Source organism: Salinivibrio sp. PR919, assembly GCF_001995355.1.
Lineage (GTDB): Bacteria > Pseudomonadota > Gammaproteobacteria > Enterobacterales > Vibrionaceae > Salinivibrio > Salinivibrio proteolyticus.
On the sequence record NZ_MUFL01000038.1, the window covers coordinates 14605 to 30779 of the forward strand.

Here is a 16175-nt window from a genome sequence, read left to right on the forward strand (position 1 = left end):
TGGGTGAGTAGACTCAATAGCTCCGTAACGACAAAGTGATAGGAAGCCTGATGTCTATAAAAACGCGTGCTAATCTCCAACTGGTTTATGTGTCTAATATTGACCGTTCCGTGAGTTTCTACCAGCAACTGTTTCAGTGTGAGCCAGTGTTTACCAGCCCAAGATACGTCGCCTTTTCTGCCTCTGAGCAGGGCGATGCTTTGTTCGCGTTGTGGACCGGCGGCGAGCAGCCCTCACCATCAATCACACGACTAAGCGAAATTGGCATTATGGTGCCCACCAATGATGACGTTGATGCCGTTTTTGACCAATGGTCGAACAACCTCACCATCAATGTTGTTCAATCTCCTTACAATGATGTGTTTGGCCGAACCTTCGTTATTCAAGATCCTGATGGGCATTTCGTGCGTGTCGCACCTATTGATTAAGCATGCCGCTATCCCAATAAGGAGCAACTATGATTGACCATCTAAGTACTTACGCAACGAATTTCTCGGCGACTAAAGAGTTCTATCGTTCGGTGTTTGAGCCGCTCGGCTATGCGATCCAAATGGAGTTTGTTGCAGAATGGAATACTGATTTTCCGACCCAGCGAATGTGTGCTTTTGGACCAAGCGATCGGCCCATCTTTTGGGTGATAGAAACCCAGACTCTCTATACCCCTCGTCATATAGCATTTTCAGCACCGACAAGAACGACAGTGGAGGCGTTTTACGATGCTGGAATGGAGGCTGGTGGAATCGATAATGGTAAGCCAGGTCTGAGGCCTATGTATCACAACCATTACTTTGGGGCATTTCTTATTGACCCAGACGGCAATAACATTGAAGCGGTATGCCATCATCCTGAGTCGTAGTTTATCAAAGCGATCAGAGGATATATGAACGCACCTGTATTGATGGATAACCAGTGACATGAGAAGCGATGATAAAAAATCGCTCGACGAGGCTTGAAATCAAATCGCGCAACCTTATATAGAGTAATGAGGCGATGCCATTGGGTCGCCGGGGGCTTGTCCAAGTTGGAAAGCCGTAGATGATATTTTATTGCTTCATAGGAAGGGTAAGATTATGCGTAACTTTGATTTCTCTCCACTCTATCGTACCGCAATTGGTTTTGACCGTTTGTTCGATTTGGTTGAAAACACGAATGCGTCAAACGCAGGTGGTTTTCCTCCTTACAACATTGAGCAAGGCAAAGAGAACCAATACCGAATTACYATGGCGGTCGCTGGCTTTAGCCAAGACGAAGTAGACATTACTCAGCAAAAAAACAGCCTCACGGTTGCAGGTAAAAAACACAGCCGTAATCAAGATACGAAGTTTTTGTATCAGGGCATTGCTGAGCGTGATTTCGAACGCAAGTTCCACCTCGACGATCACATTAAAGTGACGGGGGCGGAAATGGAAAACGGCATGCTTCATATTGATTTAGTGCGTGAGGTGCCTGAAGAGGAAAAACCTCGTCGCATCGAAATCGGTAGCCGTTTACTCGAAAACGTTGAGTAAGTGTCGGCCAGAACGATACGAAAAAGGAGAGGGCAGCATGGCTGCCCTTTTTTGTGGCTAGCGAATTATGGTGTTCCGATTCGCAAGCCTGTTTTACATCTTCACTTTATAGACACGTTCCCTTCACTTGTACTCGTGGGCGGTTATCCCTCGCTAATGATGCTGCGGGTTGAACCTACTATTATGGACTGTGTTTAAAAAAGCGCGTGGTCGAGCTGTGAACAAGAATCTGAGTTGTTGCACAGAATAAAGTCGATAGGTTTCACGTGGAACATTTGGATTGTCTCAAGTGAACGATCCAATACTATTTGCCAAGCCAAATGATTATTCGCACTGCGCCGTATTAACCCGTTTAGAAATATGGGGTGCAGAATGGTTCTATATTAAGACCAAGCGACCGATAATTAGGGCTTAAGCTGATGAAAGGAAAAAGTAGTCGGTTAGCAGAAGAAGGTCAGGTTAGATAGAAGCGAGAAGGGAAATGGTATGGCGCATTTTCCCATTGCGAGAGGTTTAATGGAAGGTTTCACGTGGAACATGCGTGTACCTATGTTCCACGTGAAACCAACATTTATCCTTCGTTGTAGGCGCGCGCGACTTCTTCGGCAATCACTTTTATACCTTGTTGCATGGCATCATCTTCTTGGACATAGTTCATGCGAATACATTGTTTAGCATGATCCCAGCCTTCGTGCTCCACACCAATAAAGAAATACTCTCCGGGGACAACAAGTACACCGCGGGCCTTTAAGCGTTTATATAACTCTTGGGTAGAGATTGGGAGCTCGTTAAACCAGAGCCACAGGAAGATAGCGCCTTCTGGCTTATGAACACGAACTCGCTCATCGTTAATGGTCTCCAGCACCATCTTTAAGGTGCGCTGTGACTTTTGTTGGTAGAAAGGACGAACGACGTCTTTGCTTAAGCGTAATAGATCACCACGTTCTATCATCGCTAGTGCCATTGCTGGCCCCACACTGTTTGGCGACAGGCTGACGATGCCATTGATATTTGACATCGCACTGATCACTGCTTCATTCGCAATCACTATCCCACAACGCACACCTGGCAACCCTAGCTTACTGAGGCTAGAGCAGAGGATGGTGTTTTCATTCCAGAACGGTGCGACGTCTTCAAAAATAATATCAGGGAAGGGCGTGCCATAGGCGTTATCGATAATTAGTGGAATATTGTTGTCGCGTGCGAGTTGGTCCAGTTGTTGAATTTCGTTATCGGTTAACACGTTCCCGGTCGGGTTAGTCGGGCGGGAAGCACAGATGGCGCCAATACTTTCATCAATCTTTAGGCGACTGAAGTCGACGTGGTACTTAAATTGGCGGTTATCCAATAATTCAATATCAGGTTGGTAGCTAACAAAAATATCGTCGTTGATGCCGGCGTCACCATAACCGATATATTCGGGCGCAAGGGGCAGCAAGATTTTTTTGTGGCTACCATCGGCGTAGCGTCCAGCTAATAGGTTAAACAGATAGAAGAATGCACTTTGGCTGCCATTGGTCAGCATGATGTTCTTGCTTGAGAGTTGCCAGCCATAGGTCTGATTAAGAAGTTCAGCGAGCGCATTGAGCAATGCCGATTTACCTTGGGGGCCATCATAGTTGGTCATGGCATGTAATAGACTGCCATCTTCCAACATTGACTGGCTAAGCGTTTTAAAATATTCAAGCATTTCTGGGATGGCTGCAGGGTTGCCGCCACCCAACATAATGGCGTCTGGGTTACGTAAGCCATCATTCAGATCGTCCATTAGTTGCGTGATGCCTGAGTGGTTAGCGAGTTTCTCGCCAAAGTGAGTGACTTCCATGGTTACTGCCTTCAAGGTTCGGTGTTGTTGTTATGGTTAAACAGCCATCAACATACAACAATCTATTGTGCAAAAGAAAGTATCGAAAGCTCGTTATTGGATAATCAATAGGGCGTGCGATTGACGGACTTGTTACGTTATCGGTACACCTTGACGGAACCATTGCAGCAGTGATTTAGGCGCTGATTGTTCCACGTGAAACCATGAGGGTGCGTCGACAATCTCTCGATGGATTGGATAGGGAGAGAGATAATCACGGGTGAGGCGTTAAGAGTAGATACACCTTGATGCAATAAAAAAGCCCCGCGTCATAGCGGGGCTGAGTCGTGTTTTGCTGATAATTACTTCTGTAGAACAGAAATATCTGCCACGTTGAGGAACTGCTCACGGATAAGGTGAAGCATCGCCAAACGGTTGGCTTTCAGTGCAGGATCGTCTGCCATGACCATCACGTTATCAAAGAAGGTATCAACCGGTGTGCGCAATTGCGCCAGCTCGGTCAACGCGCCTTGATAATCGCTGTCAGCAAATAAAGGTTTAACCGCAGCGACTTTCTCAGCGACCACGTCCGCCAATGCTTTTTCAGCGTCTTCTTGTAGCAAGCTTGTATCGACGCTGCTAGGGAGCTCGCCGTCATACTTGGCCAAGATATTGCCTACACGCTTGTTGGCCGCGGCGAGTGCTTCGGCTTCTTCAAGACTGCGGAAGTGCGACACCGCTTTCACGCGGCTGTCAAAGTCTGCAGGCTTGGTTGGACGACGTGCCAACACCGCTTGGATGATATCCACGCTATAGCCCATATCTTGGTACCAAGCGCGGAAACGACCTAGCATAAAGTCGAGGACATCCGCCTCTACCTCTTTGTGAGTCAGACGGTCATCGTACTGAGCTTTGGCATCACGGATGAGGTCGACAAGATCAAGCTGATAGCCGTTCTCGACGATAATACGTAGAACGCCTAACGCGGCACGACGCAGGGCGAAGGGGTCGCTGCCTTTAGGTGCTTGACCAATACCAAAGATGCCCACGATGGTATCCATTTTGTCAGCCATCGCGAGTGCTGAGGAGACCGGTGTGGTAGGTAGCTTATCACCGGCGAAGCGCGGCCAGTATTGCTCATTCAGTGCCAGCGCTACGGCTTCAGGCTCGCCATCATGACGCGCATAGTGCATGCCCATCACGCCTTGGGTTTCAGTGAATTCAAACACCATCGAGGTCATGAGATCACACTTAGCCAGTTGGCCTGCGCGCTCAGTGTGTGACTTGTCGGCGCCGATACGCTCTGCAATCTGTCCTGCGAGTGCAGTAATGCGATCGGTTTTATCTTTGATGGTACCCAATTGCTTTTGGAATACCGCGCTATCTAGCTCTGGCAGGCGATCAATCAATGGGCGCTTGCGGTCAGTATCAAAGAAGAACTCAGCATCCGCGAGGCGAGGACGCACGACTTTTTCATTCCCTGAGATAACCTGCGCCGGATCTTTCGATTCAATGTTAGATACGAAGATGAACTTGGGCAGTAGCTCGCCGTTAGCGTCATAGACAGGGAAGTACTTTTGGTCGCCTTTCATGGTGTACACCAGCGCTTCTGATGGCACTTTAAGGAACTTGTCCTCAAAAGAGGCCGTCAGTACCACTGGCCATTCCACCAGTGAGGTGACTTCTTCAACCAAGTCTTCATCCAGCTCAGCCATCCCACCAACCGCGGCAGCTGCTGCTTTGGCATCTTTAATAATCAATGCCTTACGCTTTTCATAATCGGCCATGACCTTACCTTCACGCTCAAGACGCTCTGGGTATTGGTCGGCATGATCCAGCGTTAAGCTCGATTCACCCATAAAGCGGTGACCGCGAATCACGCGATTGGACGCCACGCCAAGGATGGTGCCTTCAATCAAGGTGTCCCCATACAGCATCACCAAGGTTTTCACTGGGCGGATAAACTGGGTGTCTTTGTCACCCCAGCGCATGGGTTTAGGAATAGGCAGTTTGCTCAGGGCGTTGTCGGCCAGTACCGGCAATAAGGCGTCGATGGCTTGACCGGGTACGTGTTGACGATACAGCAACCATTCACCTTTATCGGTTTTTAGGCGCTCGGCCTCGCTCACGTCAATCCCGTTACCGCGCGCCCAACCCATGGCCGCTTTGGTGGGGTTGCCATCTGCGTCAAAGGCGGCGCTGACCGCAGGTCCGCGTTTCTCAACCACTTTATCTGGCTGGCGATCGCTCAACGCCGCCACTTTAAGTGCTAAGCGACGCGGGGAGGCGTACCAAGTAATCCCTTGGTGGCTCAGATCAGCGTCTTTCAATTGTGCGTCGAATTGGCTGGCAAAAGCTTCAGCCAAGGTGCGCAAGGCTGTGGGTGGTAGCTCTTCAGTGCCGAGCTCAATCAGGAAATTTTGCGTTGCCATGATGCTCCCTTATTTGGTGTGTCGGCACATCGGGAAGCCCAGCGCTTCGCGAGATGCGTAGTAGGCTTCGGCGACACGTTTAGTCAGTGTGCGAATGCGCAGAATATAGCGTTGACGTTCAGTCACTGAGATGGCTTTACGCGCATCCAGCAGGTTGAACGCATGACCGGCTTTTAGGATCTGTTCGTAAGCAGGCAAAGGGAGCGGCTGCTCGAGATCCAGTAGCTTGGTACTTTCGGCTTCGCACTGGTCAAAGTAGCGGAACAGAAAATCAACATCAGCGTGTTCAAAGTTGTAGGTCGATTGCTCCACTTCGTTTTGGTGGAAAATATCGCCGTAGGTGACTTTGCCAAATGGGCCATCGGTCCAAACCAGATCATACACAGAATCGACTTCTTGAATGTACATCGCCAGACGTTCGATACCGTAGGTAATCTCACCAGTGACCGGTTTACATTCCAATCCGCCGACTTGCTGGAAGTAGGTAAACTGGGTGATCTCCATCCCGTTCAGCCAGACTTCCCAGCCGAGGCCCCAAGCGCCAAGCGTTGGGTTTTCCCAGTTATCTTCCACAAAGCGAATGTCGTGGACTTCTGGATCAATACCCAGCACACGCAGCGAGCCTAAATACAGCTCTTGAATGTTATCGGGTGACGGTTTCAGGATGGTTTGAAACTGGTAGTAGTGCTGCAGACGGTTCGGGTTCTCGCCATAACGCCCATCGGTAGGACGACGAGAAGGTTGAACGTAAGCCGCTGCAATGGGCTCTGGACCAAGTGCACGCAAGCATGTCATTGGGTGGGAGGTACCTGCACCCACTTCCATGTCTAGCGGCTGAACAATGGTGCAGCCTTGCTGGGCCCAATAATCCTGCAGCGCGAGGATCATACCCTGAAAGGTTTTGATATCGAATTTATGCATTGTCAGGTTCGCGCGAGTTGATGAATGGAGAAAATAGCTGGCAATTATAACTCGCAGCGCGCTCAAGCAGTAGGGGGCTGGCGGATTTTTGTGCGCCTTTGATTCGCTTATTTTCTGCGTACAGAGGGAGGAGGAATAGAAGTTGCCAAGTGATTGTTCAAATCGTACACTAGCGCCGTCTTGGGGAGTAGTCGACCACTGCACAGTCAGTGGGGCAATCATCAACACAGTTGAAGCAAAATCTTCATGGTGATTGCAAGCCTGCCATTAGGTGCTCTGGGCTTGACGAGACCAACGACAATCGCACGAACCGGGGTGGGGCGTGTGTGTTGTCGTGGTTGAATCATAATAAGCCCTGCCCCGGATGAGCAATGTCATGAGCGTTCTTGCTATTTCTATCTCCACCGTCACTTTGGCGGAAATCGGGGATAAAACCCAACTACTATCGCTGGCGTTAGCGACACGTTTTCGTAAACCCGCGGTGATTATCTTTGCTATTTTCGTGGCGACGTTAGTCAACCACGCCATTGCCGCCTGGCTCGGGGTGGTCGCTGCCGATATACTGACCGATACCGTATTGCATATTGTTTTGATCATCAGTTTTAGCGTGATGGCGGTATGGATGCTGATCCCTGACAAGCTCGAGGAAGAAGGTATTCAGGGTAAAAGTGCGTTTTGGGCGAGCTTCAGTGCTTTTTTTGTTGCAGAAATTGGCGATAAAACTCAGATCGCAACCACAGCATTGGGCGCCCAGTTTAATGATGCGCTTTGGGTGGTGGTGATAGGGTCAACCATTGGCATGTTGTTGGCCAATGTCCCCGTGGTGCTGGCGGGTGATAGAATTCAGCGTCATGTGCCATTTGCGGTGGTACGGGCGCTCGCCGCAGCCATGTTTGCGGCGTTGGCTGTCCTTGATACCTGGTATCTACTGAGTTAGCGCAGGACAATGATGAATGAGTAAGGGTCGGCGTTATGCCAGCCCTTTTTTGATCAAAAATTGAAACGGCACGGTCTCTGTTTGGGCTGCGACCAGGGTATGGTCCATAAAGCGACAAAAACTCGGGATATCACGCGTGGTGGAGGGATCATCCGCGGTGATCAGTAAGGTCTGACCGTCATCCATATGGCGGATACGCTTACGCACCATCATTACGGGCTCGGGGCAACGTAGGCCTATGGCATCAAGTTGGAGATCGGCATGGTCAAAAGGGGCAGTCATGTTAAATACCTCGAAAAATGTCGGTCTGATCATACTTATGGCGAGGAATTATTCAAACAGGGTTGTGTTTGTAAAAAGAATGTGTAGATTAATTAACAAGTAGTTAACGAAAGGCGAGGTCATGAGAAAAGCACAAACGGGCAAATTGGGCTTAGCTTATGGACACCGTATCGCTGCTTACACAGGGCTGAGTGGACTCGCTTTTTTGGGGTTAACGCATAGTCATGAGCACACTCTCTTGGCAACACTAGCAATTTGCGCTGCAGCGCTGGGGCTATTGGTAGAAACCTTAGCCACTTCGACACCACGTTCGCAGCCTGACTAGGCTAACTCACTCAACAGCTACACTCACTCCCAGTTTTCTTGGGCTTCCCCGCTTTCGGAGCGGGATTTTTTTTGTCTGTACGTCACCAAAAAAAGCCAACCTCTTACAAAGATTGGCCTTTTTGCGTGGATTAGCCTTGGTGAGCAATATCAATAACCACGCGGCCTTTCACCTCGCCCTGAATAATTTTATCCGCATACTCTGGGGTTTGCGCCAGTGCGATAGTGTGGCATGCCTGTTCAAAGTAACTGGCTGGGAGCAGTTTGGTGAGTGACTGCCACGCAGCTTGACGTTGCGCTTTCGGGCAAGAAACGGAGTCAACACCTTGCAATCGCACATTGCGCAAAATAAACGGCATCACAGTTGCGGGTAAATCAAAACCGCCGGCAAGGCCACATGCGGCAACTGTGCCCCCGTACTGTATTTGTGAGAGGACATTGGCAAGCATTTGACTGCCTACGGTATCAATTGCGCCAGCCCACTGTTGCTTGTCCAGAGGGCGACCGGGTGCGCTAAAGGACTCACGCGGTAGTACGTCGTCAGCGCCTAGTTGTTTAAGCCACGCTTGGTTGGCTTCAAGTCGGCCTGTGACGGCACTGACGCGATAGCCTAAAGCATGTAATAAAGTGACCGCGACAGAGCCAACACCGCCACTCGCGSCGGTGACTAACACAGGACCATCTTCAGGTTTTACGCCGCCATCGATTAAGGCTTGCACACATAACATGGCGGTAAACCCAGCGGTACCTACCATCATTGCTTGTTGCGCAGTGAGCCCCTCAGGAAGGGGAACGAGCCAGTCGCCATTAACACGCGCTTTCTCTGCCATGCCACCCCAGTGTGACTCTCCGACGCCCCAGCCAGTCAGTACTACTTTGTCTCCGGGCATATAATCAGGATGCTGGCTATCGGCAACCGTGCCCGCAAAGTCTATCCCCGGCACCATGGGGAATTGGCGAACAATCTTACCTTTGCCGGTGATGGCTAGGCCGTCTTTATAATTGAGGGAGCTGAAATCAACATTGATGGTGACATTACCATCAGGCAGCAAATCGTCATCGAGTGAGGTGATCTTCGCGAGGGTTTGTTTTTCGTGTTGTTCGAGGACAAGCGCGTTAAACATGGCATTCTCCCGGTTGGAATAAGTGAGCGGCCATACTAGGCCGTGCGAATAAGCAACCACTTGCGTTACATCAATCACTATGCGATTGAACGCCGTTAGACGCAACCAAAAAAAAAGAGCGGTAAACACCGCTCTTTCATGGTCACAAGGAAGGCATTACACGCGCTCGAACACGGTGGCAATCCCTTGGCCTAAGCCAATACACATGGTTGCCAAGCCTATTGTCGCATCTTGACGCTCCATTTGATGTAACAAGGTGGTCGAGATGCGTGCGCCTGAACACCCTAATGGATGTCCTAACGCAATGGCACCACCATTGAGGTTAACCTTTTCATCCATTTTATCCATCAGGCCGAGATCTTTCACACAAGGCAAAGACTGGGCAGCAAATGCCTCATTCAGTTCGACCAAGTCAATGTCATCGATGCTTAGGCCCGCACGTTTGAGCGCTTTTTTGGTCGCTGGGACCGGGCCATAGCCCATGATGGATGGGTCACAACCTGCAACGCCCATCGCGCGGATGCGAGCACGAATTGGCAGGCCTAGCGCTTTGGCTTTCTCTTCGCTCATCACTAGCATTGCTGCCGCACCATCGGAAAGGGCCGATGAAGTACCTGCTGTCACTGTGCCGTTTGCCGGATCAAAGGCGGGACGCAAACCGGCGAGGCTCTCTACGGTGGTATCTGGACGAATCACTTCATCATTTTCCACCAAGGTGAGCAGGCCATCGGCATCGTGGCCTTCAATCGGCGCAATCTCGTCTTTAAAGCGGCCTTCAACGGTAGCGGCGTGCGCACGGGCATGGGAGCGCGCCGCAAACTCATCTTGCATTTCACGGCTAATGCCGTGCATACGGCCAAGCATTTCTGCGGTCAGTCCCATCATACCGGCGGCTTTGGCGACGGATTTTGACAGCCCTGGGTGGAAGTCGACGCCATGGTTCATGGGAACATGGCCCATGTGCTCCACACCGCCAATTAAAAAGGTATCGCCATCGCCAACCATAATGGCACGGGCGGCGTCATGGAGAGCCTGCATCGACGAGCCACACAGGCGGTTGACGGTGGTTGCACCCACGCTATGTGGAATGCCAGCAAGGAGTGCCGCATTACGGGCAATATTAAAACCTTGCTCGAGCGTTTGCTGTACACAGCCCCAGTAGATGTCTTCGATGCTGGTGCTTTCTACCGCAGGGTTGCGTGCCAGCAGAGATTTCATCAGATGCGCGGATAGATCTTCAGCGCGGACGTTGCGAAATACACCGCCTTTCGAACGGCCCATGGGGGTACGGATACAGTCAACGATCACTACATTGTTCATTGTTCTCTCCTTAAACTTAGGCTGATTGCGGTGCGTTGACCGGTGTAACATCAAAATAAGCCTGTTCGTCGCCAGCTCGACGTTTCATATCAGCGGGGACGTGATACAAGGCACCGAGATCCGCAAACTTTTCTGCCATGGCGACATAGTTTTCGACACCCAAGGTATCCACGTAGCGGAAGGCACCACCTCGGAATGGAGGGAAGCCGATACCGTAAACCAAAGCAATGTCTGCTTCTGCCGGAGAGGCAATGATGTTTTCTTCTAAGCAGCGGGCGACTTCGTTGATCATCGGCACCATCATACGAGCGATAATATCCTCGTCACTGATCTCTGCTTGACCACCTTCAATCACGGGGGCGAGCAACGCAGGGACTGCTTCATCGGCTTCTTTTTTCGGCTTGCCTTTTTTGTCTGTGGTGTAGCGATAGAAGCCTTTGCCATTTTTCTGACCAAAGCGCTCGGCCTCATACATCACATCAATGGCATCACGGCCAGATTTACTCATACGGTCTGGGAAGCCTTCTGCCATCACTGCCTGAGCATGATGTGCGGTATCGATACCAACCACATCAAGCAGATAAGCAGGGCCCATAGGCCAGCCAAATTGTTTTTCCATGATTTTGTCAATGCGCTGGAAGTCCACTCCGTCACGCAGTAGCAAGCTAAAGGCATGGAAGTAGGGGAACAATACGCGGTTGACGAAAAAGCCGGGGCAGTCGTTGACGACCACGGGCGACTTACCCATCTTGGCGGCGTAAGCCACCACGCGTGCGATAGTTTCATCAGAGGTTTTCTCGCCACGAATCACTTCCACTAATGGCATGCGATGAACCGGGTTAAAGAAGTGCATGCCACAGAAGTTTTCTGGGCGGGCCAAAGACTTGGCGAGGGTGTTAATTGGAATGGTAGAGGTGTTGGACGCAATGACCGTGTCGTCACTGACTAGCGCTTCGACTTCTTTGAGCACGCTCGCTTTGATTTTCGGGTTCTCGACTACAGCCTCGACCACGACATCGCTATGCTCAATGCCCGCATAGTGGAGGCTTGGGGTGATTGACGACAGCACTTGGCCCATTTTAAAGCCATCAATGCGACCGCGGCTAAGTTGCTTATTCAACAACTTGGTCGCTTCCGTCATGCCCAGTTCCAATGACTGGGGCGCGATGTCTTTCATCATTACCGGCACGCCTTTCAGCGCTGATTGATATGCGATACCACCGCCCATGATGCCTGCGCCGAGCACTGCTCCACGCTGCGTATCTTTACCTTGTTTGGCAGCTTTCTTTGCATTGCCCTTAATGACTTGGTCATTGAGGAAAATACCTACGAGGGCTTTGGCAACGTCAGTCTTGGCCAATTTAACAAAGTAACGGTTCTCAACCTCAAGCGCCTCATCACGTCCAAGGCTTGCGGCTTCTTCAATCGCCTTTACGGCCGCCAWCGGGGCGGGGTAATGCTTACCAGCAACCTGAGCGACCATGCCTTTGGCCATGGTAAAGCTCATCGCCGCTTCGGTACGATTAAGGGCTAAAGGTTGTTGTTTTTGACGGCGGCGAGTTTGCCAATCAATCTTGCCTTCAATGGCTTGAGTAAGCATGGCTATCGCGGCATCACGCAGTTTGTCGCTCTCTACCACTGCGTCGACCAGCCCTTCTTTCAGCGCAGCACTGGCGCGCTTATCTTTTCCTGCGGTAATCAGCTCCATTGCGGTATCCGCGCCAACAAGACGTGGCAAACGAACAGTCCCCCCAAAGCCCGGCATAATACCTAGTTTGGTTTCAGGTAGGCCAATACGGGCGTCAGTGCTCGCCACGCGTAAGTCAGTGGCGAGTACGCACTCACAACCACCGCCAAGAGCATGGCCGTTAATGGCACTGATTGTTGGGAAAGGTAGGTCTTCCAAGCGGTTAAAAATAGCGTTAGCACGCGCCACCCAGTCAGACAGTTCCTGATCTGGCTTGGCAAACAGGCCGAGAAATTCTGTGATATCCGCGCCTACAATAAAGGCTGATTTGGCTGAGGTGAGTAGTAAGCCTTTAATGTCTTGGCCCGCAAGCGCTTCCAGCGCTTCGTTTAAGCTTTCTAGCGTTGCAAGATCCAGTTTGTTGACAGAACCTTGGCTGTCCAGCGTCAGTTCTGCAATGCCGTTATCCAATGCACGAACTGAAAGGTTATCTCCTTGGTAGATCATGGTCGTTCTCCACGTTGGCAGTACCATCCTGGTTGAAGAGTGTTCTGGTTAGACCAGATGCGACCTAGTGTGGATCATTGTTATAATAAATGACAACCAAAAGTTAAACGAATGTTTAAAATATGTGGTGTGAGTAGAAGCTTTACACTGCGTTATTCTCTGATGGGCTATGGTAGACTGACGGGGAAAAGTATTGGGTCGAGCTGTGTATGTCCATCACTCCCTATCGGGTTCCTGCTCAAACAGTCCGCTGTGAGCAGGAGATAAAGAAAAGTCGCTTCATTACCTACCTTGCTCATACGCAAGGAGAAGAAGACGCCAAACAATTTATTCAATCACTCCGTGAGACTTATCCAGATGCACGTCATCACTGTTGGGCATTCGTCGCGGGTCGGCCTGAATCCTCAGTACAGTGGGGATGTGGCGATGATGGTGAACCTGCAGGTACGGCGGGTAAGCCCATGCTCGCGCAGCTTTCTGGTGCGAATGTCGGTGAAATTTGCGCGGTGGTGGTGCGGTACTTCGGTGGGGTAAAGCTGGGTACTGGTGGCTTGGTGAAAGCATACGGAAGTAGTGTGCAACAAGCGTTGGCGATGATGGAAACGCGAGAAATCGCTGTCACGGTTCCTTACGTCTTAAGCTGTGAATATGCTCACATTGATACAATTGAATCCTTACTCAAGCAATACCACGGCGTTCAGCTTGATGCAGAATTCAGTCATAATGTGCGATTAACCGTGCGTATTGACGCACGATTTGTCGCAGATTTTCTAGAAGCATTAAAAAACCAGACCCGCGGTCAGGCCCATGTGTCTCCGCTGGAAAATGAATCAACGTCAGGCACCTAGCCTGCTTTACGTGTAACGACGAGACGTCAGTTGAATACTGTCGCCGATAAGAGGGCCACGTCAGGCTATGCAATTTCGTTCCATCACCCGCATCGTCGGCTTATTACTGGCCCTGTTTAGCATTACGATGCTCGCACCAGCGCTGGTCGCGTTTATATATCGAGACGGTGCAGGTTATCCTTTTGTACTGACCTTCTTTCTATTGCTTGCCGGCGGTGGGTTACTATGGTTTCCAAACCGTCGCAATAAACATGAGCTAAAAGCCCGTGACGGCTTTTTGATTGTAGTCTTGTTTTGGACGGTGATTGGCAGCGCGGGCGCGGTACCCTTGATACTCTCGGAGCAACCCGATCTCTCCGTCAGCGAAGCCTTTTTTGAATCTTTTTCAGGCTTAACCACAACGGGTGCAACCGTGATTGTGGGGTTGGATGAGCTTCCCAAAGCGATTTTGTTTTATCGTCAATTGCTACAATGGCTCGGCGGCATGGGGATCATTGTGTTAGCGGTGGCAATTCTGCCTGTGCTCGGTATCGGGGGAATGCAGCTTTATCGAGCAGAAATCCCTGGTCCTGTCAAAGATACCAAGATGACACCGCGAATAGCTGAGACAGCCAAGGTGCTTTGGTACATTTATCTGACCTTGACCGTGAGCTGTGCGTTGGCCTATTGGCTAGCCGGTATGTCAGCCTTTGATGCAATTGGGCACAGTTTTTCGACTGTAGCGATTGGGGGCTTTTCGACCCATGATGCCAGTATCGGACATTTTGATAGCACCGCCATCAACCTGATCACGGTTGTCTTTCTGCTCATCTCTGCATGTAATTTCTCGTTGCATTTTGCCGCGTTTGCCAATAATGGTCTGAACATTAAATTTTATCTCCGTGACCCTGAGTTTCGCGCCTTTTTGGTGATTCAGTTCTTGTTATGGCTGGTGGTCTTTACCATGCTAAGCGGGCACCAAGTGTACGACGGTCCGACAGAGACATTAACCCAAGCCTTGTTTCAGTCTGTCTCTATCTCGACCACTGCTGGCTATACCACGACGACGTTCGCCCATTGGCCGTTGTTCCTTCCAGTCTTACTCTTGTTTTCATCGTTTATTGGTGGCTGTGCTGGCTCAACTGGTGGCGGGATGAAGGTGATCCGTATTCTGCTGCTATCTCTGCAAGGAACACGGGAGCTAAAACGGCTAGTGCACCCTCGCGCGGTCTATACCATCAAAGTCGGGAATAAGGCGCTAAGGCAACAAGTGGTCGATGCCGTATGGGGATTCTTCTCGGCTTACGCGCTGGTCTTTGTCATTTGCATGTTGGCCTTAATTGCGACGGGGATTGAAGAATTAACCGCTTTTTCTGCCGTTGCTGCGACCCTCAATAACTTAGGACCGGGACTCGGAGAAGTGGCCGCTCACTTTGGTGATATTAATGATACGGCCAAATGGGTATTGATCCTCGCGATGCTTTTTGGCCGTTTAGAGATATTCACGTTATTGGTTTTATTTACGCCCACATTCTGGCGCAGCTAGCCGAATGGGGAAGGAGAGAACATGAGCGCGCAACAGGATGCAACGCAAAAGGTCTTACTACTGCACTCTAGCCGAGAAGGGCAGACCAAGAAGATCCTGCATTTTATCGAGAAGCAGCTGGGTGAGTCGGCGGAGTGTGAGATAAAGGATATTCATCAGCTTCCTCAGGTCGATCTCAGTGATTATGATCGCGTGCTGATTGGCGCGTCTATCCGATATGGCCACTTTAATAAAAAGCTGTACCAATTTATCAATACGCATGTTGAACAGCTCAAAGCGGCGAAAGCTGCATTCTTTAGTGTCAATCTCACTGCGCGTAAACCGGGCAAAGACACACCAGAGACCAGCGCTTATAGCCGTAAGTTTATCGAGAAGTCACCGTGGACCCCTGAACTGCATGGTGTGTTTGCGGGCGCACTCTACTACCCGCGCTATAAATGGTTCGATCGAGTGATGATTCGCTTTATCATGCATATTACGGGTGGGGAAACGGACACGACCAAGGAAGTGGAATACACGGATTGGCGTAAAGTGGCGGAATTCAGCGAGCAATTTGCCCGCTTTTAGGCCATAACGCTGATTGTTTGACCGAACGGCGGCTTTTTCTAAAAAAAGTCGCTTTTCCCTCTTGCCAAGGTGAGCAACTTCTCTATAATGCGCCTCCATCGACACGGCACACAGGGCAAGCGCTCAGCGGCCATGTCGGGGCAAAAAATCAAATAAAAATAAACGCTTGACGTAAGTTTTTAAATGATTAAGATAGCCCACCTACTTAACGCCGACAACGCGTTAGGGAAGTCAAAAAGAGGTTTTGTTTTAGCCGGTTGGCATCAACAAAAATATAAAATTTCTTCTTGACTTCATCGGCAAGGCGAGTAATATACGCAGCCCTGACCGAGCGAAGCAACGCTTCGCAAGTCAACGCTCTTTAACAATTTGACCTATGCAATCTGTGT

General features: G+C 50.3%; 15 protein-coding genes. 8 read left to right on the forward strand and 7 right to left on the reverse strand.

Annotated features, from left to right (window positions below; translation table 11 throughout):
* The first annotated feature begins 50 nt into the window (after nt 1-50).
* The 3 genes from BZG83_RS09010 (at nt 51) to BZG83_RS09020 (ending at nt 1508) form a co-directional block, all read left to right on the forward strand.
* Nucleotides 51-428: a VOC family protein gene (locus BZG83_RS09010; protein WP_077480197.1), complete on the forward strand. Its 378-nt coding sequence runs from the start codon at nt 51-53 to the stop codon at nt 426-428.
* 29 nt (nt 429-457) lie between these two features.
* Nucleotides 458-856, forward strand: coding sequence for a VOC family protein (locus BZG83_RS09015; protein WP_077480198.1), 399 nt, complete (start codon nt 458-460; stop codon nt 854-856).
* A gap of 214 nt (nt 857-1070) precedes the next feature.
* Nucleotides 1071-1508 carry an Hsp20 family protein gene (locus BZG83_RS09020; protein WP_077458063.1) on the forward strand — a complete coding sequence of 146 codons (438 nt, stop codon included), beginning with the start codon at nt 1071-1073 and terminating at the stop codon, nt 1506-1508.
* Nucleotides 1509-2079: 571 nt separating this feature from the next.
* Here the strand turns inward: BZG83_RS09020 and BZG83_RS09025 are convergent.
* The 3 genes from BZG83_RS09025 to glyQ all read right to left on the reverse strand — a co-directional run bounded on the left by BZG83_RS09025 (nt 2080) and on the right by glyQ (nt 6665).
* A complete protein-coding gene (locus tag BZG83_RS09025; protein ID WP_077480199.1) occupies nt 2080-3333 on the reverse strand; it encodes a valine--pyruvate transaminase in 1254 nt (417 codons plus the stop codon).
* Nucleotides 3334-3674: 341 nt separating this feature from the next.
* A complete protein-coding gene (glyS, locus tag BZG83_RS09030; protein ID WP_077480200.1) occupies nt 3675-5744 on the reverse strand; it encodes a glycine--tRNA ligase subunit beta in 2070 nt (689 codons plus the stop codon).
* Between the two features lie 9 nt (nt 5745-5753).
* Nucleotides 5754-6665 carry a glycine--tRNA ligase subunit alpha gene (glyQ, locus tag BZG83_RS09035; RefSeq protein WP_046074837.1) on the reverse strand — a complete coding sequence of 304 codons (912 nt, stop codon included), beginning with the start codon at nt 6663-6665 and terminating at the stop codon, nt 5754-5756.
* A gap of 376 nt (nt 6666-7041) precedes the next feature.
* Here glyQ and BZG83_RS09040 point away from each other — a divergent pair, with 376 nt between their 5' ends.
* Nucleotides 7042-7602 (forward strand): TMEM165/GDT1 family protein, encoded by a 561-nt coding sequence (locus BZG83_RS09040; protein WP_077480201.1) that lies wholly within the window; start codon nt 7042-7044, stop codon nt 7600-7602.
* Between the two features lie 33 nt (nt 7603-7635).
* Here the strand turns inward: BZG83_RS09040 and tusA are convergent, their stop codons facing one another.
* Nucleotides 7636-7884, reverse strand: coding sequence for a sulfurtransferase TusA (gene tusA / locus BZG83_RS09045; RefSeq protein WP_069586522.1), 249 nt, complete (start codon nt 7882-7884; stop codon nt 7636-7638).
* A gap of 121 nt (nt 7885-8005) precedes the next feature.
* On the opposite strand from tusA, the gene BZG83_RS09050 reads away from it, so the two are divergent.
* Complete coding sequence (locus tag BZG83_RS09050) at nt 8006-8209, forward strand: hypothetical protein (RefSeq protein WP_077480202.1); 204 nt, start codon at nt 8006-8008, stop codon at nt 8207-8209.
* Between the two features lie 130 nt (nt 8210-8339).
* On the opposite strand, the gene acuI is transcribed toward BZG83_RS09050, so the two are convergent.
* From acuI to fadB, 3 genes are all read right to left on the reverse strand, one after another.
* Nucleotides 8340-9332 (reverse strand): acrylyl-CoA reductase (NADPH), encoded by a 993-nt coding sequence (acuI, locus tag BZG83_RS09055; RefSeq protein ID WP_077480203.1) that lies wholly within the window; start codon nt 9330-9332, stop codon nt 8340-8342.
* Nucleotides 9333-9488: 156 nt separating this feature from the next.
* Entirely contained in the window at nt 9489-10652 is a 1164-nt protein-coding gene (gene fadA / locus BZG83_RS09060; protein WP_077480204.1) for an acetyl-CoA C-acyltransferase FadA, read from the reverse strand.
* Between the two features lie 16 nt (nt 10653-10668).
* Nucleotides 10669-12846 carry a fatty acid oxidation complex subunit alpha FadB gene (fadB, locus tag BZG83_RS09065; protein WP_077480205.1) on the reverse strand — a complete coding sequence of 726 codons (2178 nt, stop codon included), beginning with the start codon at nt 12844-12846 and terminating at the stop codon, nt 10669-10671.
* A gap of 209 nt (nt 12847-13055) precedes the next feature.
* On the opposite strand from fadB, the gene BZG83_RS09070 reads away from it, so the two are divergent.
* The 3 genes from BZG83_RS09070 (at nt 13056) to hemG (ending at nt 15786) form a co-directional block, all read left to right on the forward strand.
* Entirely contained in the window at nt 13056-13694 is a 639-nt protein-coding gene (locus BZG83_RS09070; protein WP_077480206.1) for a YigZ family protein, read from the forward strand.
* Between the two features lie 67 nt (nt 13695-13761).
* The gene (locus BZG83_RS09075; RefSeq protein WP_069586516.1) at nt 13762-15219 is read left to right on the forward strand and encodes a TrkH family potassium uptake protein; all 1458 of its coding nucleotides are present in this window, start codon (nt 13762-13764) and stop codon (nt 15217-15219) included.
* A gap of 21 nt (nt 15220-15240) precedes the next feature.
* Nucleotides 15241-15786: a menaquinone-dependent protoporphyrinogen IX dehydrogenase gene (hemG, locus tag BZG83_RS09080; RefSeq protein ID WP_077480207.1), complete on the forward strand. Its 546-nt coding sequence runs from the start codon at nt 15241-15243 to the stop codon at nt 15784-15786.
* Nucleotides 15787-16175 lie beyond the last annotated feature (389 nt).

Bases quoted from the DNA above. Each gene is read 5' to 3' on its own strand.
- BZG83_RS09010 (WP_077480197.1), top strand. From the start codon at position 51: ATGTCTATAAAAACGCGTGCTAATCTCCAACTGGTTTATGTGTCTAAT.
- BZG83_RS09015 (WP_077480198.1), top strand. From the start codon at position 458: ATGATTGACCATCTAAGTACTTACGCAACGAATTTCTCGGCGACTAAA.
- BZG83_RS09025 (WP_077480199.1), bottom strand. From the start codon at position 3,333: ATGGAAGTCACTCACTTTGGCGAGAAACTCGCTAACCACTCAGGCATC.
- glyS (WP_077480200.1), bottom strand. From the start codon at position 5,744: ATGGCAACGCAAAATTTCCTGATTGAGCTCGGCACTGAAGAGCTACCA.
- glyQ (WP_046074837.1), bottom strand. From the start codon at position 6,665: ATGCATAAATTCGATATCAAAACCTTTCAGGGTATGATCCTCGCGCTG.
- BZG83_RS09040 (WP_077480201.1), top strand. From the start codon at position 7,042: ATGAGCGTTCTTGCTATTTCTATCTCCACCGTCACTTTGGCGGAAATC.
- tusA (WP_069586522.1), bottom strand. From the start codon at position 7,884: ATGACTGCCCCTTTTGACCATGCCGATCTCCAACTTGATGCCATAGGC.
- BZG83_RS09050 (WP_077480202.1), top strand. From the start codon at position 8,006: ATGAGAAAAGCACAAACGGGCAAATTGGGCTTAGCTTATGGACACCGT.
- fadA (WP_077480204.1), bottom strand. From the start codon at position 10,652: ATGAACAATGTAGTGATCGTTGACTGTATCCGTACCCCCATGGGCCGT.
- BZG83_RS09070 (WP_077480206.1), top strand. From the start codon at position 13,056: ATGTCCATCACTCCCTATCGGGTTCCTGCTCAAACAGTCCGCTGTGAG.
- BZG83_RS09075 (WP_069586516.1), top strand. From the start codon at position 13,762: ATGCAATTTCGTTCCATCACCCGCATCGTCGGCTTATTACTGGCCCTG.
- hemG (WP_077480207.1), top strand. From the start codon at position 15,241: ATGAGCGCGCAACAGGATGCAACGCAAAAGGTCTTACTACTGCACTCT.